The sequence below is a fragment of the Syntrophomonas sp. genome (assembly GCF_028707975.1).
Lineage (GTDB): Bacteria > Bacillota > Syntrophomonadia > Syntrophomonadales > Syntrophomonadaceae > Syntrophomonas.
In genome coordinates this window covers 1-22972 of sequence record NZ_JAQVZX010000016.1, presented here as the reverse complement: position 1 = coordinate 22972, position 22972 = coordinate 1, and the positions used below count along the sequence as shown (strand labels likewise).

Annotated in this window: 24 protein-coding genes, 1 tRNA gene and 4 pseudogenes; 14 read left to right on the top strand and 15 right to left on the bottom strand. The window is 44.5% G+C overall.

Annotation, left to right across the window (positions count from 1 at the left end; all coding sequences use genetic code 11):
* Positions 1 to 74 precede the first annotated feature (74 nt).
* The 8 genes from PHP87_RS03840 to PHP87_RS03805 all read right to left on the bottom strand — a co-directional run bounded on the left by PHP87_RS03840 (position 75) and on the right by PHP87_RS03805 (position 9776).
* A complete protein-coding gene (locus PHP87_RS03840) occupies positions 75 to 1682 on the bottom strand; it encodes an ABC transporter substrate-binding protein (RefSeq protein WP_299918635.1) in 1608 nt (535 codons plus the stop codon).
* A gap of 342 nt (positions 1683 to 2024) precedes the next feature.
* The gene (locus PHP87_RS03835; RefSeq protein WP_299918634.1) at positions 2025 to 2588 is read right to left on the bottom strand and encodes a lytic transglycosylase domain-containing protein; all 564 of its coding nucleotides are present in this window, start codon (positions 2586 to 2588) and stop codon (positions 2025 to 2027) included.
* A gap of 130 nt (positions 2589 to 2718) precedes the next feature.
* Positions 2719 to 3309 (bottom strand): dephospho-CoA kinase, encoded by a 591-nt coding sequence (coaE, locus tag PHP87_RS03830; RefSeq protein ID WP_299918632.1) that lies wholly within the window; start codon positions 3307 to 3309, stop codon positions 2719 to 2721.
* A gap of 20 nt (positions 3310 to 3329) precedes the next feature.
* A complete protein-coding gene (gene ytaF / locus PHP87_RS03825) occupies positions 3330 to 3965 on the bottom strand; it encodes a sporulation membrane protein YtaF (RefSeq protein WP_299918630.1) in 636 nt (211 codons plus the stop codon).
* 248 nt (positions 3966 to 4213) lie between these two features.
* Positions 4214 to 5020: a bifunctional DNA-formamidopyrimidine glycosylase/DNA-(apurinic or apyrimidinic site) lyase gene (mutM, locus tag PHP87_RS03820; protein ID WP_299918628.1), complete on the bottom strand. Its 807-nt coding sequence runs from the start codon at positions 5018 to 5020 to the stop codon at positions 4214 to 4216.
* A 67-nt stretch (positions 5021 to 5087) separates the two neighbouring features.
* Positions 5088 to 7685, bottom strand: a complete 2598-nt coding sequence (gene polA / locus PHP87_RS03815; protein WP_299918625.1) for a DNA polymerase I — start codon at positions 7683 to 7685, stop codon at positions 5088 to 5090.
* A 381-nt stretch (positions 7686 to 8066) separates the two neighbouring features.
* Positions 8067 to 9161 carry an anti-sigma factor gene (locus PHP87_RS03810; RefSeq protein ID WP_299918623.1) on the bottom strand — a complete coding sequence of 365 codons (1095 nt, stop codon included), beginning with the start codon at positions 9159 to 9161 and terminating at the stop codon, positions 8067 to 8069.
* A 33-nt stretch (positions 9162 to 9194) separates the two neighbouring features.
* Positions 9195 to 9776, bottom strand: coding sequence for a sigma-70 family RNA polymerase sigma factor (locus PHP87_RS03805; protein WP_299918621.1), 582 nt, complete (start codon positions 9774 to 9776; stop codon positions 9195 to 9197).
* A gap of 347 nt (positions 9777 to 10123) precedes the next feature.
* Between PHP87_RS03805 and PHP87_RS03800 the strand changes: the two genes are divergently transcribed.
* Positions 10124 to 10209 (top strand) — tRNA-Leu (locus tag PHP87_RS03800).
* A 169-nt stretch (positions 10210 to 10378) separates the two neighbouring features.
* Here PHP87_RS03800 and PHP87_RS03795 read toward each other — a convergent pair.
* A pseudogene (locus PHP87_RS03795) lies at positions 10379 to 10492 on the bottom strand (recombinase); the annotation flags it as partial.
* 377 nt (positions 10493 to 10869) lie between these two features.
* Positions 10870 to 11016: pseudogene (locus PHP87_RS03790) on the bottom strand (prevent-host-death protein); the annotation flags it as partial.
* 123 nt (positions 11017 to 11139) lie between these two features.
* Here PHP87_RS03790 and PHP87_RS03785 point away from each other — a divergent pair.
* The 3 genes and pseudogenes from PHP87_RS03785 to PHP87_RS03775 all read left to right on the top strand — a co-directional run.
* Positions 11140 to 11262: pseudogene (locus PHP87_RS03785) on the top strand (ABC transporter ATP-binding protein); the annotation flags it as partial.
* A 201-nt stretch (positions 11263 to 11463) separates the two neighbouring features.
* Positions 11464 to 11622 (top strand): hypothetical protein, encoded by a 159-nt coding sequence (locus PHP87_RS03780; protein WP_299918619.1) that lies wholly within the window; start codon positions 11464 to 11466, stop codon positions 11620 to 11622.
* 60 nt (positions 11623 to 11682) lie between these two features.
* On the top strand, positions 11683 to 13476 hold the full coding sequence (locus PHP87_RS03775; protein ID WP_299918618.1) for a MutS family DNA mismatch repair protein: 1794 nt from the start codon (positions 11683 to 11685) through the stop codon (positions 13474 to 13476).
* A gap of 40 nt (positions 13477 to 13516) precedes the next feature.
* Here the strand turns inward: PHP87_RS03775 and PHP87_RS03770 are convergent, their stop codons facing one another.
* Together PHP87_RS03770 and PHP87_RS03765 are read right to left on the bottom strand one after the other, a co-directional pair.
* The gene (locus PHP87_RS03770) at positions 13517 to 13819 is read right to left on the bottom strand and encodes a type II toxin-antitoxin system RelE/ParE family toxin (RefSeq protein WP_299918616.1); all 303 of its coding nucleotides are present in this window, start codon (positions 13817 to 13819) and stop codon (positions 13517 to 13519) included.
* Positions 13806 to 14078 (bottom strand): type II toxin-antitoxin system Phd/YefM family antitoxin, encoded by a 273-nt coding sequence (locus PHP87_RS03765; protein WP_299918613.1) that lies wholly within the window; start codon positions 14076 to 14078, stop codon positions 13806 to 13808. The genes PHP87_RS03770 and PHP87_RS03765 overlap by 14 nt, the downstream gene beginning before the upstream one ends.
* A 355-nt stretch (positions 14079 to 14433) precedes the next feature.
* Here PHP87_RS03765 and PHP87_RS03760 point away from each other — a divergent pair, with 355 nt between their 5' ends.
* Together PHP87_RS03760 and PHP87_RS03755 are read left to right on the top strand one after the other, a co-directional pair.
* Complete coding sequence (locus PHP87_RS03760) at positions 14434 to 14625, top strand: hypothetical protein (RefSeq protein ID WP_299918611.1); 192 nt, start codon at positions 14434 to 14436, stop codon at positions 14623 to 14625.
* Between the two features lie 19 nt (positions 14626 to 14644).
* A complete protein-coding gene (locus tag PHP87_RS03755; protein WP_366942887.1) occupies positions 14645 to 14872 on the top strand; it encodes an ATP-binding cassette domain-containing protein in 228 nt (75 codons plus the stop codon).
* Positions 14873 to 14918: 46 nt separating this feature from the next.
* Here the strand turns inward: PHP87_RS03755 and PHP87_RS03750 are convergent, their stop codons facing one another.
* Positions 14919 to 15332, bottom strand: coding sequence for a type II toxin-antitoxin system HicB family antitoxin (locus PHP87_RS03750; protein ID WP_366942886.1), 414 nt, complete (start codon positions 15330 to 15332; stop codon positions 14919 to 14921).
* Between the two features lie 392 nt (positions 15333 to 15724).
* On the opposite strand from PHP87_RS03750, the gene PHP87_RS03745 reads away from it, so the two are divergent.
* A complete protein-coding gene (locus PHP87_RS03745; RefSeq protein ID WP_299918608.1) occupies positions 15725 to 15943 on the top strand; it encodes a type II toxin-antitoxin system HicB family antitoxin in 219 nt (72 codons plus the stop codon).
* Positions 15940 to 16170 carry a type II toxin-antitoxin system HicA family toxin gene (locus PHP87_RS03740; protein WP_299918605.1) on the top strand — a complete coding sequence of 77 codons (231 nt, stop codon included), beginning with the start codon at positions 15940 to 15942 and terminating at the stop codon, positions 16168 to 16170. Before PHP87_RS03745 ends, PHP87_RS03740 begins: the two co-directional genes overlap by 4 nt.
* 184 nt (positions 16171 to 16354) lie before the next feature.
* Here PHP87_RS03740 and PHP87_RS11900 read toward each other — a convergent pair whose 3' ends face one another.
* On the bottom strand, positions 16355 to 16498 hold the full coding sequence (locus tag PHP87_RS11900; RefSeq protein ID WP_366942889.1) for a DUF6597 domain-containing transcriptional factor: 144 nt from the start codon (positions 16496 to 16498) through the stop codon (positions 16355 to 16357).
* A 408-nt stretch (positions 16499 to 16906) separates the two neighbouring features.
* Here PHP87_RS11900 and PHP87_RS03735 point away from each other — a divergent pair, with 408 nt between their 5' ends.
* Positions 16907 to 17302 carry a HEPN domain-containing protein gene (locus PHP87_RS03735; protein ID WP_299918603.1) on the top strand — a complete coding sequence of 132 codons (396 nt, stop codon included), beginning with the start codon at positions 16907 to 16909 and terminating at the stop codon, positions 17300 to 17302.
* A complete protein-coding gene (locus tag PHP87_RS03730; protein ID WP_299918601.1) occupies positions 17272 to 17577 on the top strand; it encodes a nucleotidyltransferase domain-containing protein in 306 nt (101 codons plus the stop codon). The genes PHP87_RS03735 and PHP87_RS03730 overlap by 31 nt, the downstream gene beginning before the upstream one ends.
* A 124-nt stretch (positions 17578 to 17701) precedes the next feature.
* Here the strand turns inward: PHP87_RS03730 and PHP87_RS03725 are convergent.
* Positions 17702 to 17833, bottom strand: a pseudogene (locus PHP87_RS03725) (transposase); the annotation flags it as partial.
* A 120-nt stretch (positions 17834 to 17953) separates the two neighbouring features.
* On the opposite strand from PHP87_RS03725, the gene PHP87_RS03720 reads away from it, so the two are divergent.
* From PHP87_RS03720 to PHP87_RS03705, 4 genes are all read left to right on the top strand, one after another.
* Positions 17954 to 18451, top strand: a complete 498-nt coding sequence (locus PHP87_RS03720) for a peptidoglycan-binding domain-containing protein (RefSeq protein WP_299918599.1) — start codon at positions 17954 to 17956, stop codon at positions 18449 to 18451.
* A gap of 32 nt (positions 18452 to 18483) precedes the next feature.
* The gene (locus PHP87_RS03715; RefSeq protein ID WP_299918596.1) at positions 18484 to 20148 is read left to right on the top strand and encodes a sigma 54-interacting transcriptional regulator; all 1665 of its coding nucleotides are present in this window, start codon (positions 18484 to 18486) and stop codon (positions 20146 to 20148) included.
* A gap of 659 nt (positions 20149 to 20807) precedes the next feature.
* Entirely contained in the window at positions 20808 to 21662 is an 855-nt protein-coding gene (locus tag PHP87_RS03710) for a 3-hydroxyacyl-CoA dehydrogenase NAD-binding domain-containing protein (RefSeq protein WP_299918595.1), read from the top strand.
* A gap of 128 nt (positions 21663 to 21790) precedes the next feature.
* Positions 21791 to 22573: a short-chain-enoyl-CoA hydratase gene (locus tag PHP87_RS03705; RefSeq protein WP_299918593.1), complete on the top strand. Its 783-nt coding sequence runs from the start codon at positions 21791 to 21793 to the stop codon at positions 22571 to 22573.
* Positions 22574 to 22972 lie beyond the last annotated feature (399 nt).

Sequence of the window (22972 nt, the reverse complement as noted above, 5' to 3'; positions counted from 1 at the left end):
CAATTGCTCCGCAGAACTGCCCGGCAGTAACTCCATGAAGCAAATCAGACCTTCCCTTTCACTGCCTCTCCCTCCTAGTTTACCTCAGGTTTAAAAAGTTCTACCTGGTACCAGTCTATCATTTCCATAGCATCAATGGTGAGGGAATCCACATCTTTACCCAACATTTTGGCTGCTTTCTTTTGGAAGAGCCATAAGCAAGGGGCATCGTCTACTACAATTTGCTCCGCCCTATGCAGCAAAGTGTTTCTTTCTTTCTCATCAGTTTCGGCCCGAGATAACTCCAAAACCTTATTCACTTGAGGATTATTATAGCCGGAGAAATTACTGTTTCCCGTCTGGGAGGAATGATACAGGCTATAGAGAAAGCTGTCCGTATGGGGATAATCGGCCTTCCAACCCAGGCGAAAGAAGCTCATGTTCATACTGGCCATCTGTTTGCGATAATAATTCCATTCCAGGGCCTGGGTTTGAACAGTGATGCCTAGCTGGGCCAACTGGGCGGCAACGGCTTCCGCTACCATTTGATGAGCTCCGCCGCTGTTATAGGTCAAGAGCAAGGGGCTTAGACCGCGACCGTCCGGGTAACCGGCTTCCTCCAGCAGTTCTTTGGCTTTCTCCGGCTTGTAGCTGTAGCCCTGCATCTCTTCGCTGTATCCTGGAATCCCTGTGGGGATAGCTCCTTTGGCAGCAAGGGAACTGCCCCCAAATACTTCATCATTGATCTTCTTCCGGTCAATCGCATAATTAAGGGCGCGGCGCAGGTGATAATTACCCGCAAAGGGTTTTTTGTTGAGGTTAAAAACCAGGGAATAAGTCTCCAGGATAGGTTTTTCGATATATAAGCCCTTATACTCACTGGCATTTCTTATCTTCTTTATTTCTTCCAGGGGCACAGTATCCAAATAATCCAACTTCCCCGCTTGGTAGTCATTCATGGCCTGCTGTTCATCGGGGAATACCTGTATATTTATAGCCGCCAGGCGAGGATTACCCCGGTAATATTTTTCATTTTTAATGAGAAAAAATTTTTTGTTTTCCTTATTTTCCCGAAAAATAAAGGGGCCCGTACCTGCGCGGGGATCATTCTTATCCTCACTATCAAAAACCCAGAAAACCGGATGGTTCAGAGTATATATGAATACCCTGTTCGGCTGGAGCAGGGTAATTTTCAGAGTATGCTCATTTAAGACCTTAATTCCATAAATGTCTTTATTCTTGCCTTGCAATCGTTCCGCACAGCCAGCTATGGGCAGAAAAAGGCTCACATTGGACCAATCCGCAATGCTGCCAAGATTCTTTTCCCATGACGCCTTGACATCTGCAGCCTTGAGCTTTTTACCATTATGAAACTTTACATCTCCACGGAGATAAAGGACAAGCGATTTGCCATCACTGGAATACTTCCACTTCCTGGCCAGACCAGGTTTTATCTCGCCTTTTTGCTCATCAAAACAGAGCAGGCCTTCATAGATGGTGGAAGCCAGCAGCCTCTCCGGATGGTTGTCCAGCTTGGCCGGTTCGATGCTGTTGACTTCACCCACCAGTCCAAGGTTAAAAGGACGGGTGGCCAGGCTGGCCGTGTAAACCGCCACCTGCTGCCAGTGTATTATGAAAGCCAGACCTGCGAATAAAGCACCCAAAATAATAAACAGTACTATTCTCTTGCACCGGATAATCAAAGCAAATACCCTCCCTTTATCACTCTCTTCTAGGACATTATATTTAAACAAAATGGATAAAATTCCTTTATAAACTTAATTATGGCACCAAAAAGCTCCGGCTGACCGGAGCTTTTTGGTAAATATTTTTTAGATGCATGCTATGCCATCGTGTATAAAAGGGTTTGCGCCATTCTTTATGCCTGGAGAGATAGCAAAAACAGCCTTGGAGTGAGACGTTAGACCTGAACCAACGGCGACTTTTTCATTCCGTTTTGAGCCTAGAGCCTAAAGCGTTGGCGTGAGGGATAGCTATAGAATGGAGACCAGGGGCATCAAATCGGCATCAATTAATTGACTGCTTCATTGGTAAATGGCCCGGTAGGCTTCATAGTTTTTCAAAACATTCCTAACATAATTCCTGGTTTCCTCAAATGGTATTTTATCAAGTTTCTCGGCATCACCATCCCATATTCCCTGTACCTGCCATTCCTTTACCTTCCCCCGGCCTGCGTTATAGGCGGCAATTACCAGGGGGAGCTCATCTTCAAACTCCTGATTCAAGCTGTTCAGATACCAGCAGCCAAAGCTAATATTTAAGGAAGGATCGTTCAATTGCTCAGGGTCAAATTGACCAAGTCCCTTCTGTTCGGCTATCCAAGCAGCTGTTTCCGGCATTATCTGCATCAATCCACGAGCACCTACCGGTGATCGGGCAGCAGGCTGGTATTTGCTTTCCGCGCGGATTATGGCGAAAACCAGATAGGGATCTACCTTGTTTTCATAAGCAGTGTCGAAGACAATATCCCGCTGTGGCTGCGGATAGAAATAACTTATCCATTGAGGAAAGCTCAAAAGCACTAGTAGGAAAAACAGAATAGAAACCCATAGGCTAATGGGAAAACGCTTTTTCTTTCTTTTAGTCAAGGATACCCCTCCTCCTCCCATAAAGCACTATAACCCCCGTGCCCAGGGTACAAGGCAACGATGAAAAGTATATTTTGCGGCCTTTGAGCGGTGAAATACAGTTTCCAATACATCTTATTTGTAGATCGGCTTAAATATTGTTGAAAATTCTGGTAGTTGTTGCTACGGTTTCCTCTATACTGCCACGATTGTCAATAAGTAGATCAGCCCGCCGGGCTTTTTCGTTCAGGGGCATCTGGGAGTCTATACGCCTTATCGCATCACTCCGGTCAATTGCATCACGCGCCATAAGCCGTTCTATCTGGGTATCGCGATCCACCCAGACTACCCAGACCTGGTCAAATAATTTTTCCATACGGGTTTCATAGAGAAGGGGAATTTCCATTACCACAATAGCAGCAGGCTGCTCCTGCTGAATTTGGGCCAGCTTTAGTTTAATCTCCTGCATAATGGGAGGGTGGGTTAGTTGGTTGAGCAACTGTAGTTTTTGTGGATCTTTAAACACTATATCGCCCAACTTTTTGCGGTTGATTCTCCGATCGGGATTCAGTATTCCTTTTCCAAAGGCTTCTATCAAATTATGGTACGCAGCTTTACCCGGTTCAATAACCTGGTGACCTATTTTGTCTGCACTTATCAACACTGCTCCCATTTCTTGCAGTGCCCTGGCCACTACACTCTTGCCGCTGGCGATACCACCTGTTAGGCCTATCGTTTTCATGTTTCTAAAACTCCGTTCTGCTACGTAATTTCGAGGATTCCCAGGCTTATCAGCATAAGGCCGGGTATCAATGAGGAGATTAGATGCAAGCGCTCAGCCTTTATCTTAATCCCCAGTTGTAACCCGCAATTTACTAATATAAATTTTAACACACCCACAGCAAGGGCTGTTAATAGAATATTGAAACCTGCCATGGCCACTCCGATACCTGCACCTAGTGCATCCATAGCCAGAGCCAGCCCGAGAAAAAAAGCCTCCCGGGTGCTGATCTCACCGGATAAATCAAAATCAGCGCGGGCTGGTTCTTTTAATATATGTACGATTATGCCCAAGGGCTTGATATTCAAGCTAAAAAGGGGTCCTTCGCCCATCTCATCTATACTTTCTATTCTATCCCGACAGGCAGTTAACAAAAAGTAAACTCCGATTAGCATCAATATTATCGCTCCCAGACGGCCGGAAAAATCGGGAGGAAATATTGCGGCCAGCCCTTTTCCACATAACATGGAAAAGCTGACGGCCAGAGCTGAGGCCAGAGCTATAACCAGCAGCGAAAGCAGGGGGACCTTGATCTTCTTTAATCCGTAGGCCATGCCAGCAAAAAAACCGTCACTGCTCACCGCCAGGGCAAACAAAATAATATAAAAAAACTCCACCAGAGGCCACTCCAATCCCGCATCTTGCATATATAGCTGCAATACTTATATAGCTACAATATGGATAGAAGTATGAATATGTTACCCCGGTGTAGCCTCCTCCTCTTGATTTATTCGCTTTAGGATGGAAGGAGTAAAAGAAATACATTCCGTTCAAGCACCTCTGGATTCGTTATCACCTGTGTTTGTTCCCTCTGGGTACGGTGATAAGAAAAACGCGGGCAAAAGAACCGTCCCCATGCCCACGTTTACTGCTGGCATTTATCGCAGTAATGACTGCTCCTGCCGCCGATTCTGCTTCTTTTCAGAGGCTGGCCGCAGGTGGGACAGGCTTGATTAAAACGGCCATAGACCTGCAGGTGCTTTTGAAACTCCCCCGGTTGTCGCCTACCGTCTCGGTAGTCGCGAAAAGTTGTGCCGCGATACTTAATGCTCTTTGCCAAAACTTCCTTGATGCCGCAGCACAAGCCTTCAATCTCTCGCAGAGAAAGGGAATCAGCCTTCCGGTCGGGTCGAATCCCCGCTATAAACAGGGCTTCATCGGCATAGATGTTGCCCAGGCCGGAGATCAGGCTCTGATTCAAAAGTAGATTTTTTATGGCAGTTTGGCGTCCTTTTAAGATCTGGGCCAGGTAGCGGGGGGAAAATTCCTCGCTCAAAGGCTCCTTCCCCAGCCGGGAAAAGAAGCTGTCAATATCCTTAAGCAGCCATAGGCCCCCGAAACGGCGGGCATCTTGATACAGCAGCTTAAACGGCTTATCCAAATGGATTATCACATGCACATGCGGTTCCAGAAGTGTAAGTTCTTCCTCTTGTATATACAGCCTGCCGCTCATTCCCAGGTGGAAGACCAGAAACAGGCCGTTGTCCACGGCCAGGATGAGATACTTGCCCCGGCGAGACACTTCTTCTATGCTCTGCCCAGCAAGCTCTTTTAAAGCATAGTCCCGGCTACGCAATATATCCTCACGCCGGAGTTCAAGCTCTTTGATTCTAAGCGGCAGAATTTCCTGCAGGTTATTCTTAATCGTTTCGACCTCCGGTAATTCCGGCATAATACCCCCTCTTTCCCTCCACCCGTTCTCCGATAACCGCCCTCCGTCTTCCGTCTTCCGTCTTCCGCTACTCCATCTCATACCAATTGGGACCGGTATTGAGGGATACTTCCAGAGGCACCTTCAAGCTGCAGGCGTTCTCCATACAATCCCGCAGGAGCCTGGCTACTTCTTCCAGTTCTGCCCGGGGCAACTCCAGAACCAGCTCATCATGAACCTGCAAAAGCAAGCGGGCCTGAAGCTGACGCTCCCTAATCTCTTCATCCACCTTGATCATGGCTAGTTTGATTATATCAGCGGAAGTTCCCTGCACCGGGGTATTAAGAGCCATACGGCGGGCAAAGGCCTGTACCATCTTATTCCTGGCATTAAGCTCGGGCAGATAGCGGCGCCGCTTCAGTAAAGTCTCCACATAACCGTGGCGGCGCCCAAACTCCACCACATCTTCCATATATTTTTTTACTCCCGGGTAGCTGTTAAGATAATTATCGATGTATTTGCGTGCTTCTTTGCGACTGACCCCGGTATCCCGGGCCAGGCCAAAATCACTGATGCCGTATATAATCCCGAAGTTGACCGCCTTGGCCCTTCTCCTGAGCTCACTATCCACCCACTCCACCGGTAGATGAAAGATTTCTGCCGCTGTCCGCGTGTGAATGTCCACTCCGCTTTTAAAGGTTTCAATCAGTCGCTCGTCTCCGCTGATATGAGCCAGAGAACGCAGGTCAATCTGGGAATAGTCTGCCGCCATAACCAGCCATTCCGGGCCTGGAGCAACAAAGGCCTGGCGAATCCGGCGGCCTTCTTCCATTCTAATGGGGATGTTTTGCAGGTTGGGTTCCACGCTGGACAACCGCCCGGTTGCGGTCTGGGCTTGTTTAAATATAGTATGTATCCGGCCGGTTTCCGGGTGTATCAATTCTTGCAAAGCGTCAGTATAGGTGGATTTTATTTTGCTGAGCTGGCGATAATTAAGGATATAAGGTATTATTTCATGCTCTTGGTAGAGTTTCTCCAGGACTTCAACCCCGGTGGAATAACCGGTTTTGCCCCTCTTAATTACTCTAAGACCTAAATCCTCAAAAAGTACTTTTCCCAACTGCTTGGGTGAGTTTATGTTAAAACTGCTTCCTGCCAGCTCGAAAATTCGTTCCTCATTACTAGCTATTCCGCTGGCCAGTTCATCGGAAATCCGGGCCAGGGTACTCCGTTCCACTTTCACCCCGCAAAATTCCATCCGGGCCAGCACTTCCGACATGGGCATCTCCACCTGCTGCAGAAGCTCCCGCAATTCTGCCGGGACTTGCTCCTCCAGCTTGAAAAAGAGTTCTTTTATCCTGCTAACCAATGCCGCCGGGTTATTCTCCGCTATGTTGAGCTGCAGGTACTTCTGGAGGCAGGCGTCCAGTTCTTCACCTTCAAAAACCGGATCATCTACATAGGCTAGCAACATAGTATCCCCCGCAACTCCGCGGAGCTCGATTCCATGCCTCAACAAAAACACCTGAAGAAATTTGGCATTATGCAGGTATTTCTTAATTGTTGCCGACTCCAGCAAAGCTTTTAGCCATTGCAATTTATGGTCTTCCTCTACTTCTAGTTTCAGCTGGTAAACTCGCTGGCCGATTTCCAGGAAAACCCCTTGCAACCTGGCCCACATAGGATGATGGTAATTGCTCTGGAGATACAGGGCAACGCTCTCCCCTTCCTTCATTTCTTCCAGCAAAGTAAGCACTTCTTCTTCTCTTTCCAGGAGCAGCACTTCAATCCCTTCGCTTACCGGGGCTATTCCCCTCTCCTTCTCTTGCAAAGCTTTCAGGAAATTATTGAATTCGAGGCTGCGATAGAGAGCCATCAGTTCCGGGTAATGGGGCTCCCGCAAGGCGTAGTCCTCAATTTGAAAATCCAGATCCATCTCGCGATTAATGGTGGCCAGCTGCCGGCTGAGAAAGGCCTGCTCCCGGTTCTGCTCCAGCTTTTCTATGAGTTTCTTGCCTTTGACCTGCGGCAGATTCTCAAAGAGATTCTCCAGGCTCGCAAATTCCCGAACCAGTTTTATCGCAGTCTTCGGACCTACCCCCGGAACTCCGGGAATATTGTCGGAAGCATCTCCCATGAGGCCCTTTATTTCCACCATCTTTTCCGGCTCTACCCCCCACTTGTCTTTGACCCCCTGGGGATCGTAGAATTCCATTTCGCTTATACCTTTTTTGGTCAGCAAAACCTCAACCTTATCCGAAACCAGCTGCAGGACATCCCCATCACCGGTAAGGATAACGGTGTTTAACCCTTCCGCTTCCGCCTTCTTGCTCAAGGTGCCAATAATGTCGTCGGCTTCATAGCCTTGCATCTCCAGAAACTCGACATTCAAGGCGGCCAAAACATCGCGCAGCAACTGGAATTGCCCCCCCAGTTCATCCGGAGGAGCCGAACGGTTGGCCTTGTATTCACTATAGAGTTCGTTGCGGAAGGTACTGCGGTCTTTATCGAAAGCTACGGCAATATGCGTAGGTTGAAGCTCAGCCAAAACCCGGTTGAACATGGTCAGGAAACCATATACACCGTTGGTGTAAACCCCTGCAGAATTATGTAGCAGTGGAAGAGCATAGAAAGCCCGGTACAAAAGACTGTTTCCATCTATGAGCATAAATTTCTCTTCGGCCATAATACCCCATCCTTATCGTTATTCTACCCGAACTTCCATCCCTCGATGGTTCTGCTTGAGTGGAGGATTATGACCCCCTTTCCCTTCACAGCTCGTTCCTTATATTTATAATAACATTCTTTCCCCCCAAGAAAAAAAGTATTGGAATTCCCAATACTTCCTAAAACCTTATATTCTACCTAATGACTCTGCTGCAAAAACCCCTTTTTGTTGCATAAGGGTTGCATAAATATACAAAACGAGCGTTGGCGAAGCGGTATATTTATGTATGCTAATGCATATTTATTAACTTTTTGCAGTGGAACCATATAACCAGTATCCATAAGCTCTTACGGCTTGAATCCAATCCTTGCCGACACTCTGAAAATGTAACCGCCTCAATCATTTTTCTTCTATTATTAAAATGCTTAAGCTAACTTTAGCTCCTTCCGGTCTCTTTTCCTTAATACCTTCAATATCTTTAGTATCTTCTCCCTTTTCGGAATCGGTAAGCATTTCATCACCCGGCACAGAAACTGCTTTTTCTTTAGCTAATTCCTCTTTTCCATCTTCCTCATTATCTTCTATTTCAACCATGCTTAATTTCTCACTATCAGATACTTCACTTTTCTCCAGCAGCTGGGGTGAATTATTTTCATCGATAGCAAAATCTTGAACCGCTTTATCCTGTACACTTGCTTCTGTAAGATCAGCAACATCAAGCTTCCTCCCAATTGCTTCAAATTCAATTAGAAGTTGAGGGACTTCTTGCGGTTCCACCTCCAGGACCACCCTTCTCGCCTCACTGTTGCCATAAGACCCGGATGCCATACTGTATTTGATCTCCCGCCCATCGGCAATTTCTATTACCTGAGCCAGGGCCGTTGACAGTTCTTTCACCATTATCTGGCTGGAATAGTTATCATCTTCGGCGGTCTTAGTCTCCAGTTCTTCCTGGGAACTTGCCGAACCCTCGCCCGTACTTGCTTTGGCCCTGGGGTTAGAGCTAATCTTAGCTTCAGGTTCAGGTTCAGCGGTTTCGCTCATTGCATTGTCCTCTTCCTGGTTCCAATTTTGAAAACGCTGTATTATATCCTCGATGGCTATCCGGGGCTTTTTTTGATCCTTTTTGTCCTGCCAGCTCACAAGAAAATCCCCAACGCAAAGATAGCTGCTGGCATATATACCTGCCGCCAGGGCTACTCCCGCCAGGACTGCTGCAATCCATCCGGTCTGTTTGGGTCGGTCGATAGTCCTGGCACTAAATATCTTGTTTTTATTTTCCTGCAGTCGCTTTTGCACAACAGCGGCGAAATCCTCCGGGGGTATTGGTGATTCCATCCGTTGCATAGTACCACAAAGACACCGATAGTCATCCAGCTCTTTACGACAATTTGCGCATTGAGCAAGATGAGCTTCCAGTGCTTCTGTTTCTTTTTCACTTGTCATTTCGTCAATGTAGGGTGACAGCAGTTCTCTAGCCTGCTCACATTTCATAGCTCTTTTCCTCCCGGTTTTTAGACGAGATGACTACGGCAAAAGTTCCCTCTGTACCCATTGTTTCCTTAAGAGACTTCTGGCCCTACTAAGGCGCGACTTGACAGTGCCCACCGAACATTTCAAGACATCAGCGATTTCATTATAGCTCAAGTCCATAGTATCCCTGAGAATTATTACCGCTTTATGTTCGGGTTTCATCTGGTCTAAGAGGCCTTGTATGTATTGAGATAACTCCTTCTGTTCATATACCCGATCTACCGGGGGCAAAGGGTCCACCATTTCCCTCTCAACTTCAATACCACGACTGGTAACGGCTGCTTCGTCCAGCGAGAGAGGAACAATCCTTCTCTTCCGTCGCCTGAGTTCATCAAGACAAACATTAGTGGTAATTCGAAATATCCAGGTGCCAAAACTGGAATTTCCCTTAAAAGTCTTTAAGGAACGAAAAGCTTTTAGAAAAACTTCCTGAGACATATCATATGCATCATCTTCATTCCCCATGTACCTGAAGCTTAAAGCATAAACCTTGTTTTGATATTGCAGAACCAATTTTTCGAAAGCCTGAGTGTCACCCTCCATACTTTTCTTTACCAGCACTTGTTCTGATTGCATAAGGTATTACTCCTTAAAAAGTTGGAAAATAGGCTATAATTCATAATTTTATATTAAATCAATACTATAGAGTTTTCGCCATCTTTTATTAAATTCCTTTTGTTACTTCCCTGCCTTGTTATGACAAGAGGTGAAGCTTTTACCTCTTGTCTGCCAAAGGCTGACAGAAGCAACATAAAAGGGGAATTCATAGGTGAAGAATATGATTGCTCGGAATAGAATTTACCCCTTTTCTTCTCCCCGTTACTCCTCCCTATTTAAAAAACACTGTCCCCCAGATCTTATCAATCTTGACAAGGCTTAAAGAGGCTACTATAATTATCTTTGCATTGGAGTTTAAAATCCCAGCCGATGTGGCGGAATTGGCAGACGCACCGCACTCAAAATGCGGCGGATAACTTCCATGCCGGTTCGACTCCGGCCATCGGCACCAGAAACAATCGCTCTTAAAGCCGCGATACAAGCGGATTTGAGGGCTTTTTTCTTTTCTGGCGGCCACCTATGTTTGCCGTCCTTCATACCGTCACATGAACCATTCCAGCGCATATTTGCAGTGCTCTCAGCTCCCTATTTACCTGGCATTCCGCCGTTTTGGAGGGATGTCAGGAGGGATATACGCCGATGATGGCGTTGGCCGAAGCGACCTTGGAGCTGAAATCCAGGTGGGTGGAAATATTCGAGGTGGTGGAAATATCACTGTGCCCCAGCCACTCCTTGTACGGGCAGCTCTCTGGCATATTGCAGCTTGGAAATCAGCTCTCCGAGCTTAGCTGTTTCACGGAGAGAAATGTTTTTATAGAGGTAAAGAAGTTTAAAATCGTAAAGACCTTCCCTCCCCGGCTTCCCCCTGGCTTGGGTAAATCGCCTGCTGGTCTTGATAAATATTAATCCAATCAGGATAGTAATTTCCATAGTAGCCAGGTTGCCCGCTGACACCACGAATTAATTCTTTGGGCGGTCCGCCTGCCGTCGGTTGATAATACAATGAGCCGCAATTATAGTCAGTTAACCGGAGGAAGAATAAGCTCTGACCATCAAGAGAAAGGCGCGGAGCATAGTCAGCCGTATTAACCGGTCCGCTTGTAACAGACAGCTCACGGCGGGTAAACGCTTTTATATCCATCACCACGGGATCGCCCTCACCGTTTTTGGTAAAATACACCGGCTCACCTGTAGACCTGCACAAATCCGCTATCTCATTGTAGTTCTGCCGGATGCTTGCGGACGGTTTAATCTGCATGGGAATCAACTCCTTGTAGTAAAATTCTAACCATATTATAATTCTATCATGCTATAGAACCAATCGGCAATTTCGTTACAACACTGCATGGGTTCTTGGTTATCAGTACTGCCGAGTTTTATTTTCGGTTTCTTACCGCAGGACTTTGGATTTTTTCAAGATTTTACGGTGAAGGATTATTTGGAGTATGTTGCCGCGCTGAAGGAAATTCCGGCAAGAGAAACGAGAAAAAAGATTGACGGCTTGTGTTCCTTCTCCTTGCCATACGAACTTATTGCAAACATCAGGTCGCTTGATAGAAAAAGATATAGCCATATTGACTTGACACTTCATGTACAACTGCCCGACGGGAAATCAGAAGCGTGGGGACGTTCTTCCCCTTTAATGTATTGATAGATTATTGTCTTAAGTAATGGCATAATCTTACTAAGGAGGTGGCCTACATTCATGAACTTTGGCAGCCGTTTGAAACAGATTAGAAAAAGCCAGATGATTTCAGCACCCAAGCTGTCCAAACAATCCGGCCTTAGCCAGTCATTTATCTGGAGAATTGAATCTGGAAAGCAGCAAGAAGCAACCGGTCGAGATAGATGTTATTATGGCTGAACCTAATATTATAGGGAAGCAAAAAGAACGTCCCCTTGTTGGCTTTGTAAGGAGGCTTTAATGTCTGCTGAAAAATTATTTCTTACTCGTTACAACCGCTATCAAAATCTTGAAAAACGGTATACAAAGAGCTTTGACAGGATAAGCAATCTGCGTTTTTTTATATTTTTGGCCGGAGCAGTATTTACTATACTTTGCTCGTTCTTGGGAACCTCGACACAAGCCGTATCTGTTTTACTTTTCTTCCTGGTAATATTTCTTGCCCTTGTCTATAAGCACTCTAAAGTGGAACAGGAATTGAATACGGTTCGCGCCATGCTAGAAATACAGCGCAGATATTTGAGCAGGATTAATGGGACCTGGGTTTCATTTGATGATTGTGGCCTGGAATTCGTGGATGGCAATCACCCGTATACCCATGACTTGGACATTTTCGGGCCTAAATCTTTATTTCAATGGATATCAGTGGCTAAAACAGTTCTGGGTAGATCCCATTTAAAGACACTTCTGGCCAATCCATCGAAAAACCTAAATAGCATAAAAATGCACCAGAACGCAGTCAGGGAACTGGCTCCTAAACTTGAATTCTGCCAAAATCTAGAGTGTCATGGCTTGCTGATAAATGAAGCATCACGGGATACCGGGGGATTAATCAGCTATGCTGAAGAATCCGGATCGCTCCCCAAAGCTATACACATCATGCGTTTTTTCCCCCTGGTTACCATTCTGGCCTTTGTAATGTCTATTTCAGGTTGGGGCCTACCCCTTGAGGTTCCCATAGTACTTCTTGCCCTGCAGTTGCTATTATATTTTGCCGGATATCAAAAAATTTCATCAGATTTAAGCAGGGTATATTCATTTCAAATAAGTTTAGCTGCCTTTAGAAACATGTTTTTATTAATTGAATCCGAACAATTTAAAGATGATTACTTATCTACTCTTAAATCTGAGTTATATAACCAGGCAGAGCCCGCTTCTATTTGTATGAAACGTCTGGAACGAATATCAGATGCCATTAACTTTCGCTATAATCTTATTTTCTATTTTATTTTTAATCTCTTTTTATTTTGGGATTTCCATTGCGCGGTTTATTTAGAGCGCTGGAAAATTCAAAACGCTAAGAAAATTAGAACCTGGTTTGAAACAATTGGAGTCTTTGAAGCTTTAACCAGCCTTTCCGTCATATCCCATATACACCCGGAATGGGCTTTCCCCGAACTTCAGGATCATGGTTTGAAGATTCACGCGCAAGACTTCGGTCATCCCTTAATCCAGCCGGAAAAATGCGTTCTAAATGATATAGATGTTGATAACTATTCTCATATTATTACCGGTTCTAACATGTCCGGGAAAAGCACCTTCCTGAGGGCTATTGGCATGAACCTGGTTCTGGCCTATGCAGGGACAGCTGTTTGCGCTCGGAAATTCAGGTGTTCTATTATGGACGTATATACATCTATGGTGATAAGAGACGATTTAATTAACGGTATTTCTACCTTTTATGCCGAATTGACCAGAATAAATATGATATTAAAGCAGGCAGATAAAGGGCAGTCGATGCTTTACTTAATTGACGAGGTATTTCGAGGGACAAACTCCTTGGACCGGATTGCCGGTGCCCAGGTTATTTTAAGAGAATTGAGCAAGAAAAACGTTATCGGTTTGATTTCTACCCATGATTTCGAGCTTTGCGACCTGGAAAAAGACCCGGGATTAAACTTTAGGAATTATCACTTTGAAGAACAATATATACAAGGAAGAATCAAATTCGATTATAAGCTTCGTTCCGGCCGCTGTACCACTTCTAATGCCAGATATTTGATGAACATGGTAGGAATTCATGTTCCAGAATAAACCTTTTCACAATATTAAAGCCGGATAGTAACATTTTTTCTTACAACAACCCTTTATATTGGCGCTTGTTGTATAAAATGCGGCGAATCTGTACCGTATCACCCTTTACCACAAAAAACACCAAATAGTTTTCTGCAATCAGATACCGGTATCCTTTCGCTTTCAATGCGATATCCCGTACAAAGGGACAGCGTTCCGGCATTTCCACAAGGCTACCGATTTTTTCTACCAGCAGGTCGTAGTATCTAATCGCGGCTTGGGGTGACAGCGTATTCAGGTAGCTGACAATATCATTCAAGTCCATTTGGGCAGCAGGATATATCTTAACCTTATACTTGTCCATGTATGCTATTCCTCAACTGTCTTGCATACTCAAAAAAGTCCTTACCCTCTGCACCGTTTGCTATTTCTTCTTCCGCTTCGGCCAGCTTTACATATAGGTCTATGAGTCCTTGCTGACGCTCATAAGCTTCAACACTCATCACAACCATATCACCAACACCGTTTTTTGTAATAAAAACTGGCTCTTCGGTATTACGGCAAAGCTCCGAAATCTCATTAGCGTTATTTCTCAAATCAGAAATGGGCCTGATGTTGGGCATAATTCCAACTCTCCCTTATATCAATATTTGCATTCATATTTTATCATAATTTTGAGAGCATGGTCAAAAGACAACACAACCTCAGGGAACGGCTTATCACTATGAACACTGTTTTTCTTACAACTGGAATGCAATGGTGGGCTTTCACTATCTTATGCAAATTGGCCGATTTATTAATGTTTTGCTGGCACATAGTGAGCTGCTTGAGAAGAAAGTAAGCGAACTCGGGATTAATAGGTTGTTAGCGTATATTTTAGAACATGTACAGCGGATGTTCTGGATCTAAACCGCATAACGTCCATTGTTAACAACAATAGTTACCAGTGGAGATTAACAAGTTAGAATCACCAAATAAATGACAATTTCGAAAAAATCAATGCCCTCTTTTGCAGCCAGAGCAGCTTTGACCATCAGTGTGGATGTTACCCCGGGAAATATGCTGGAATTATATGGACTGGACAGTTTAATCATTGTCTTATCGATGGGGATTTCCTCGGTGATCATCATGCGCCTGAAACCACGAGAAATTCTCTCCATGATGAGCTAAAAAAAGGTGGTAAATGAAAATGCCGGTTTTGGAGATATTAAACCTGACCTACTCTTATGACAAGCAGAAAAATGTTCTGGAAAATCTGTCCGCGCAGATGGAAAGCGGGAAAATGTATGCTATTCTGGGTCCGTCCGGCTCCGGCAAGACAACTTTACTGTTATTGCTCGGCGGTCGCTTGCTATTAAGAAATCTGTACTGGCCCTTGCCCATCAGAACAAACCGGGGTATTATCCTTAAGGCCTAAGGTTGTCAATAATCCCGTCCCCTGACACCCCTTAATAACCTTAAAGTTAGTCCACAGTGTGTCGAATGGCATCCTCCACGAATGCATTGAGGGACACGCCGCGGGCAGACGCTGCAAGCGCGGCTTTGCGGTGCAACTCCGGCTGAATGCGGACATTGAAAGAGCCTTTGAACGGCTTTTCGGGCTGTTTACCGCTTTTTTCGCAGAATTCCAGATATTCATCAATTGCATTATGGAAATCTTCGGTAAGAGTTTTCACGCTGTCACCTTCGAATGAAAGCATGTTCTTTATGCCAATAACTCTACCGTGAAATAATGCATCTTCTTCGGAAAATTCAATGCTACCAGTGTAGTCCCGATAATGAATGTAGTTGCTCATAACAATCCCCTTTCTTGTAAGGCGGTTATAAGCACGGAAGCCAAAAACATCATGCAGACTATCGGTGAAGTCCGTTCTCATATAGGTGGGGACGAACCCCTCCCCCTTGACCTCGTGGAAATTCATGTCCCGCAGACCCTGAACAATCTCGCTGCACGTGTATTGCTCACCCAGCCTCTTCTCACATTACCTAATATTACTCAATACTATTTATGAAAATTTGACAGAAAAAAATAAAGAAAGCCCCTATTTAAAAGGCTTCCTTGCTTCCTCGGTTTTATTCAAGTGTCAAAGACCCGTGTAACTGCTTAATAAGCTATAAGACGGCCATTTTGCGAGTATGAAAAACTTGTAAAGTGGTCGTTTTTTTATTAAGTGGTAAATATTTAGAAGGGAGTGATTGTAATTAACAATGTATGCTACAATAATCTTAAATCAGATTATTGCTATGGCAAGGAAGTGGAGGTAAAGATGTGGTAAAACATACTTTCACCGTTTTTATTGAAAAAGATGAGGACGGCATATTTGTTGCTTCCGTCCCCGCTTTAAAAGGGTGTCATACTCAAGCCAAAACTATGGATGAGCTACTGGTAAGAATACAAGAGGTCATTGAGCTTTGTTTAGAAGCGGATAAAGATGAGTTGTGTTTTAATCAATTTGTTGGGGTACAACAGGTTGAAATACAGGTATGAGCAAACTTACCATAATCAGTGATAAAGAAATGATTGGTTTACTTATCTTACTAGGCTTTAAAAAGGAACGTCAAAAAGGAAGCCATTTTATTTTTGCCCATCCTGATGGAAGAAAAACAGTAGTACCTTATCATAATGAGGATTTGGGTAGGGGTTTGATACGCAAAATACTTAGAGATATTGAAATCCCTATACCCGAATATGAGCGGTTAAGGAAACAATTATAAAAAGTCTGCTAAAACGGTCAATTCGTGAGTTTTATAACTTATGGATTGGCCGTTTTTTTGCTTTCTGTAAGCAGTTAGAAATTAGAGAGGGGTTGGTTGTTTGAAGGAGTGGCAGATAGTCGAGGACAGCTATTGGTCGCTCCTTGCCATTTATGGCACCGCGACATTCGTCCAACAATAGACGTCACTGCAATTGGCGTAACAAAATTTGTTGTTCGCTTAGCTCAAACAATGGAAGCTCAAAAAATACGGCAGCGCCCCCGGGACGAAACCATATTCCTAAAATATCTACCTTACCATGTAGACCTACAACTATTGGGCAGCGCATCACTCCAACCACCTAAGCTTCCGAATCACGGTTAATGACTGTTTCGCTAAGCATAGGATCGCCAAGGTTGAAGATGATATCCAGTGATCCATCAGGAAAGATATGATCATAAGTAGTATGAATTCAATCGTATATTCCATTTCGAATAAAGGAATTGAAGCGTTTTCTTGTTGGCTTGTTTGTAGTCGATGGAGCCACCAACACCGTCAAGTAGACGGTGACCGTCGCTCCAGCGAAAATACTACGAGCCGTCCACGTGATCGACGGGGCAAAAGAAGCTACCCGGATTACACAACGATAATTGCCATATATAACCATATGATGTATACTATTTTTACACAATAAACAGGTTTGCATAAGGAATCGGAGAATTACTTTAATACATCTTAGTTAAGGAAGGTGTCCATTTTGACCAGGGATGAGATTATAGAGTATTGGGTCACTTCTGCAGAGCAAGACCATCGAACCATGATACATTTGTATGAAGGCAAGGATTATCACTGGAGCCTGTTTATGGGACATCTGGTGTTAGAAAAGTTATTGAAAGCTCTTTATGTGGCTCTGGTTGATACAGAGGTTCCTAGAATTCACGATCTGTTACGACTATCAGAAAAGGCTGGTTTGAGACCCAACGATAAACAAAGGGATCAACTGGATCTGGCAACAAGTTTTAATATTGCAGCCCGGTATCCAGATTACAAGCATAGTTTCTACAAAAAGTGTACTCCTGCTTTTACGGAAGAAAACTTGAGGACTATTAAGGAGTTGAGGACATGGCTTCTGGAAGTATTGGAGAAGAGATAACTGCTATTGCAAAAAAATATGCGGATTTGGTCAAAGAAGAAATGAATGTAGAAGCAGTCTATTTGTTTGGCTCTTTCGTCAATGGCAACTATGATCAGGATAGCGATATAGACATAGCGATAATTACTGATGATTTCTCTGGAGATATTATTGAAGACACCTTAAGATTAATGAGAATCCGCAGGAAAGTTGATACCCGAATAGAACCTCATCCTTTGCGAAAAGATAACCCCTTTATAAGGGAGATAATAGCCACAGGGCGACGTATCGGGTAATAAAGCGTGATTTTAATATTCTCTATACATTTGGGTGGTCTGCCTTTTGAGATGAAACAGCCCGACTATAACAATAAAACAGAAGCAGCCATACAGGAAGCCAGGGACATTGCCAGCGGAAAAATTCATTTTCCCCGATCCAGATACCCAGTATATCCTTGTGACCTTCCATGGTTATGGCTAGAACTGTATAGACTGCTTTGTTGATTATCCGGTTGTCTTTACGGACTTTAAAGTGGATGGCATCTAGATAGACAGAAAGCAGGTCAGTCCCGGGAAAAACAAAAAAAACCGCTCTTCTATCAAGAGGAATTGAAAAACGGCCAGCTATAGCATACAATAGATTTAGTAGTGATGGTTTAATAGGGGGAGTTCCATGCAGAAAGGTTACTTTTTCTTTCTGATCCTGATGCTCGCATCAGCGGTTATTCTGGGCTCTACTATCGGCCTTATAAGTAATGTGAGCTATATGGTTCAACACACAGACCTTCTTAAGACCCAATCTTCTGAACCGTCTTCTGAGGGTAATATTAACGATGCCACCATCCCGCTTGTACCCCAACCAGCCGGAGATGCATCTTCCCAGGATTTGAACCAGTCCAATAAGAATTCTGGTTCTTCATTTGCAACTTCATCGTCCAGCAGTTCTGAATATATGGTTATAAGCCAGGAAGAAAAAGAACAGATCAAGAGAATGCTATTCAGCCTGGGCATGGACGAAAAAGATGATCTGAACCAGTTTGTCCGCGAATTTCAAAAGAACAATGCTCTTGAAGCCACGGGTACTCTGGACTCACAAACTCTGGATGCCATAATAAAACAAACAACTCTTCAGGAAGTTAGCCGGAGCCTGAACCGCGGTATTAATGTCTGATCACTATTAGCAGAAGACCTGAGGTGAAGCTAATGTCACTCAATCTTGAACTTCACTCCCATGACTTGCTTTTATATCCTATTCTGCAAAACATCGATGAAGGCATACTTATAACTGACACCTCACTAAATATTATTTTTTGCAATGAGAACGCCGGGAAAATACTAGGTCTTAATCCTAATCAAATACTGGATCAAAATGTAGATTGTCTAAAACCCCATTTAACCTTTGATAATATACTCAAAGGTCAGCATAGGATAGTTAAAGATATCAAATTGATTAATGAAGATGAGGTAAATGTAACCCGGGGTTTGCTGGAGATAAGGCCTAAATGCTACGCCGCCTATGCCATATTACGTACCATTGACAGTTTTAAGGAGTACCAGCTTAATTCTCTTCTGCAAACTCCTTATGAAGGTATAGCGGTTTTTGATAAAAATGCCCATCTGCTGTATTCCAATGAAGTTTGCCGGGGACTTTTCCCCTCCAATTCCAGCAGCGAGTTGAACCAAAAAATGGGCGCGCTGATCCCCTGGACCAACCTGCAACAAGCCATAGATCGGGGAAAAACATTTTCCACTGAAGTGCTATTACCTGATGAACAGGCACTAAGATTGATTTTCCTTCCGATTATGAGACACAACCGTAGCCTGGGGGTTATCGTAAAGAGCAGTCCGGTGAAATTAAGCCGAGTAAATGAATGGGAACAGCTTTTGGGTCAGTACCAGCAAGGTACGGCCAGGTATTGCATAAATAACATAGTGGGAAATAATCAGCTTATTTGTGAGCAAAAAGCTCTGGCAGCCAAGGCCGCTCGCAGCGTGTCAACCGTACTCATTACCGGGGAAAGTGGTACGGGAAAAGAGATTTTTGCCCATGCCATACATAATATGAGTCCGCGCCGCAAAGGTCCTTTTGTCAAGGTAAACTGTGCGGCGGTTCCCGAGACTTTACTGGAATCGGAGCTTTTTGGTTATAACGAGGGTGCATTTACCGGAGCCCTCAAAGAAGGTAAACCGGGGAAATTTGAGCTGGCCAACCATGGAACCATTTTTCTGGATGAGATTGCGGATATGTCATTGTCCATGCAGGCTAAACTGCTAAGGGTACTACAGGAAAGAGAAGTAGAACGGATCGGCAGTCTCAGCAGCACCAAAGTAAACATCCGGGTAATCGCGGCCACCAATCAGAACCTGGCGGAGTTGGTTAGTGAGAATAAGTTTCGGGAAGACCTTTTCTACCGCCTGAATGTAATTGTCCTTAATCTGCTTCCCTTGAGACAGCGGGTCGATGATATTCCTTTGCTGAGCCACCATCTCCTGCATCGCCTTAATCAGGAACTGGGGACCAGAGTGGAAAAAATAAGTCCGGAAGTTGTTCAACATTTCTGTTCTTATGATTGGCCGGGAAACATCCGCGAGCTGGAAAATATTATTGAACGGGCCGTAAACTTCTGTGAAGGCAACACCATTACGGTGAAAGATATCCCCGATAACATAATCCAAAGAAAAAACCATTATTCCTTCACTACAGGGTCTCATTCCAGTCTGGGAAATATTCTGGGTAAACATGAAAAGGAGCTTATAGAAGAAGTATTGAAGAACTGTGGCGGCAACAAGAGTAAGGCCGCCAAAACCCTCAATATCCATAGATCGGTACTCTATAGGAAACTACATAAATATAATATAAAACTGTGACTCTACTGCAAAAACCCCTTTTGTTGCATAAGGGTTGCATAAATATACAAAGCGCTGGCGAAGCATGGACGCAGGGAGTACCCTGCACCCTGCGGGTGTTACTATTTAGGTTGCACCGGCGAAGGCGAGCCGGCAAAAAAGGGGGGGGGCGATTCGACAGGACATCGCGAGAGCGCTTCACCCTGCGGGTACGCCTGGTGCTCCCTTCGGTCGCTTTTAAGGTTGCTGAGCGGTATATTTATACAAGCCACTGGATATTGATAACTTTTTGCAGTAGTAAATAGCTATCGTTTTACGGACTTGTATTATTTTGTTACACTGCCCTATTTTGCGACACACATTTAAACGCCTTAACACGGCCTTCTTTTTATATGTTGTAGTATTTTTGGGACAACCTCTTGACCAGGAAAGTTATTATTGCATATGAAAATATCTCAAAAATGCGGGTAAAATTGGCTCATATGCCGCTTTTCAAGGGCTTATCAAGGGATTGGTACAATAATTGCATGAATTAGCTATAGGATAATATCTCAGTTATTATAGCTTTTCATAGTATTAAATGAGGTAAGGGGGTGGTTTGACTCTCATTCGCCTTGAAAGAGAAAAAAAAGGCTGTATGTACTTATCAGAAAGAAATAATATAAGGGGGTTACAAATTAATGGGATTTAATAATGTTGCTTTACTAGGTGCAGGAACTATGGGACAGGGTATTGCCTGGGCCATTGCCGCTGCCGGCAAGAATGTTATTCTTTATGATATCGATATGAAGTTTGTTGACAAAGCCATCGGAGCTATCAAGAAGGGTCTGGCCAGGGCCGAGGAAAAAGGCAAAGCTGCTCCGGGAACCGCCGATGCCGTAGTAGGCAGAATCAAAGGAACCACCAACTTTGATGACCTGGCTGCCGGCGATCTTGTTATTGAAGTTGTACCGGAAGTAATGAGCCTCAAGAAAGAGATCTACACCAAACTGGACGCCCTGATGGGACCGGATGTCATTCTGGCCACCAACACTTCCTCCCTTTCCATTACTGAAATTGCTGCCATTACCAAGAGATCTGACAAGGTAATAGGCGTACACTTCTTCAACCCGGCCAATGTAATGAGACTTATCGAGGTTATCCCTGCGGTTCAGACCGCAGATGCCACCGTTGATGCCGTAATCGAGTTTTCCAAAGAAATCGGCAAGACCCCGGTTAAAGTTAAAGAGGGTCCTGGCTTTGTGGTTAACAGAATCCTCCTGCCCGGCATGAACGAAGCTGCTTTCATTTATTATGAAGGTCTGGCAAGCGCTGCTGATATCGACACCGCCATGAAGCTCGGTGCTGGATGGCCGATGGGCCCCTTGACCCTCTGCGACCTGGTTGGTGTTGACATTGCTCTGGCCGTATGTAACACCCTCTTTGCCGAAACCGGCGATTCCAAATACCGCCCGGCACCCCCGCTGAAACAGCTGGTACGGGCCGGATGGCTGGGAATGAAGACGGGTAAAGGTTTCTACGACTACAAAAAATAGTTGAATTATCCTATAAATAGATAATTACGGGGGCTTATTGCAGAATAAAGCCCCCCGTTTATCGTAATAGCTACTTTGTGATTTATTTTTCATTTGCGTAATCGAACCATAAAAAGGAGGAGACAGCAATGGCGTTTGAAAATCTGATTCTGGAAAAAGAAGACTATCTTGCTATTCTCTATATCAACCGTCCCAAGGCCTTGAATGCCCTTAATGCTGAAACCCTGTATGAGATGGAAGAGGCCATAAAGGATATTAAAGCCGACTCCAATATCAAAGTGGTTATCGTTACCGGTGTCGGTGATAAATCCTTTGTTGCCGGCGCTGACATTACCTTTATGCTGCCCCTGTCCCCTCATGAAGGAAGATTCTTCTCCGATGTCGGAGAAAGAGTCATGCGACAATTTGAACTCATGGAAAAACCGGTTATTGCAGCAATTAACGGTTTTGCCCTGGGTGGAGGTTGCGAACTGGCCATGGCCTGCGATATCAGGTTGGCTGCCGAAAACGCTGTTTTCGCTCAACCCGAAGTGGGACTAGGAGTTATTCCCGGCTTTGGCGGAACCCAGAGACTGCCCCGCCTGGTAGGTGAAGGCCGGGCCAAAGAACTTACCTACACTGCGGATGTCATCAATGCCCAGGAAGCATTTCGCATCGGCCTGGTAAACCATGTTTATCCCGCCGAGCAGTTGATGGACGAAGCCAAAAAGATGGCCAAGAAGATTGCAGCCAAGGCTCCCCTGGCTGTTGGTTATGCCAAGTTTGCCATCGGCAAAGGCCTGCAAGTTGACATCGACACTGGCATGAGCATTGAGTCCGATATGTTCGGAATGTGCTGTGCTACTGAAGACAAGTTTGAAGGCATGGGTGCTTTTGTTGAAAAGAGAAAACCCACTTTCAAAGGAAAATAAGCCTGGAAAACTGCCAAGGGGGTTCTGCTTTAATGCAGAACCCCCTTTCATTTTAGCTGTTAAAAACTGGTTTTAAGCAATCTAAGCATTAAGCCGGTGCTGGATGCGATAGCAAATACTCAGTTAGTAAACCATTGTTTTAGTTCGGTTAATTCTTAATCTTGATGTCACTGCAAAAAGTTATAAATATGCAGTAGAGTCAATATTAATTTTGCATACCGGATTCAGGTTGCGCCGCTTTGCTCCTTAATATGGGCGCAATCCCTGTCTTCTCAATCCCATGCTTTCTTCAAGCCCAAACATCAGGTTCATATTATTTATTTCAGGCCTTGATAAAAGATTTGCAGAGCGAATCTCATATTACATGCTTTTCAGTCATTGAAATGAGGTTTGTTGTTG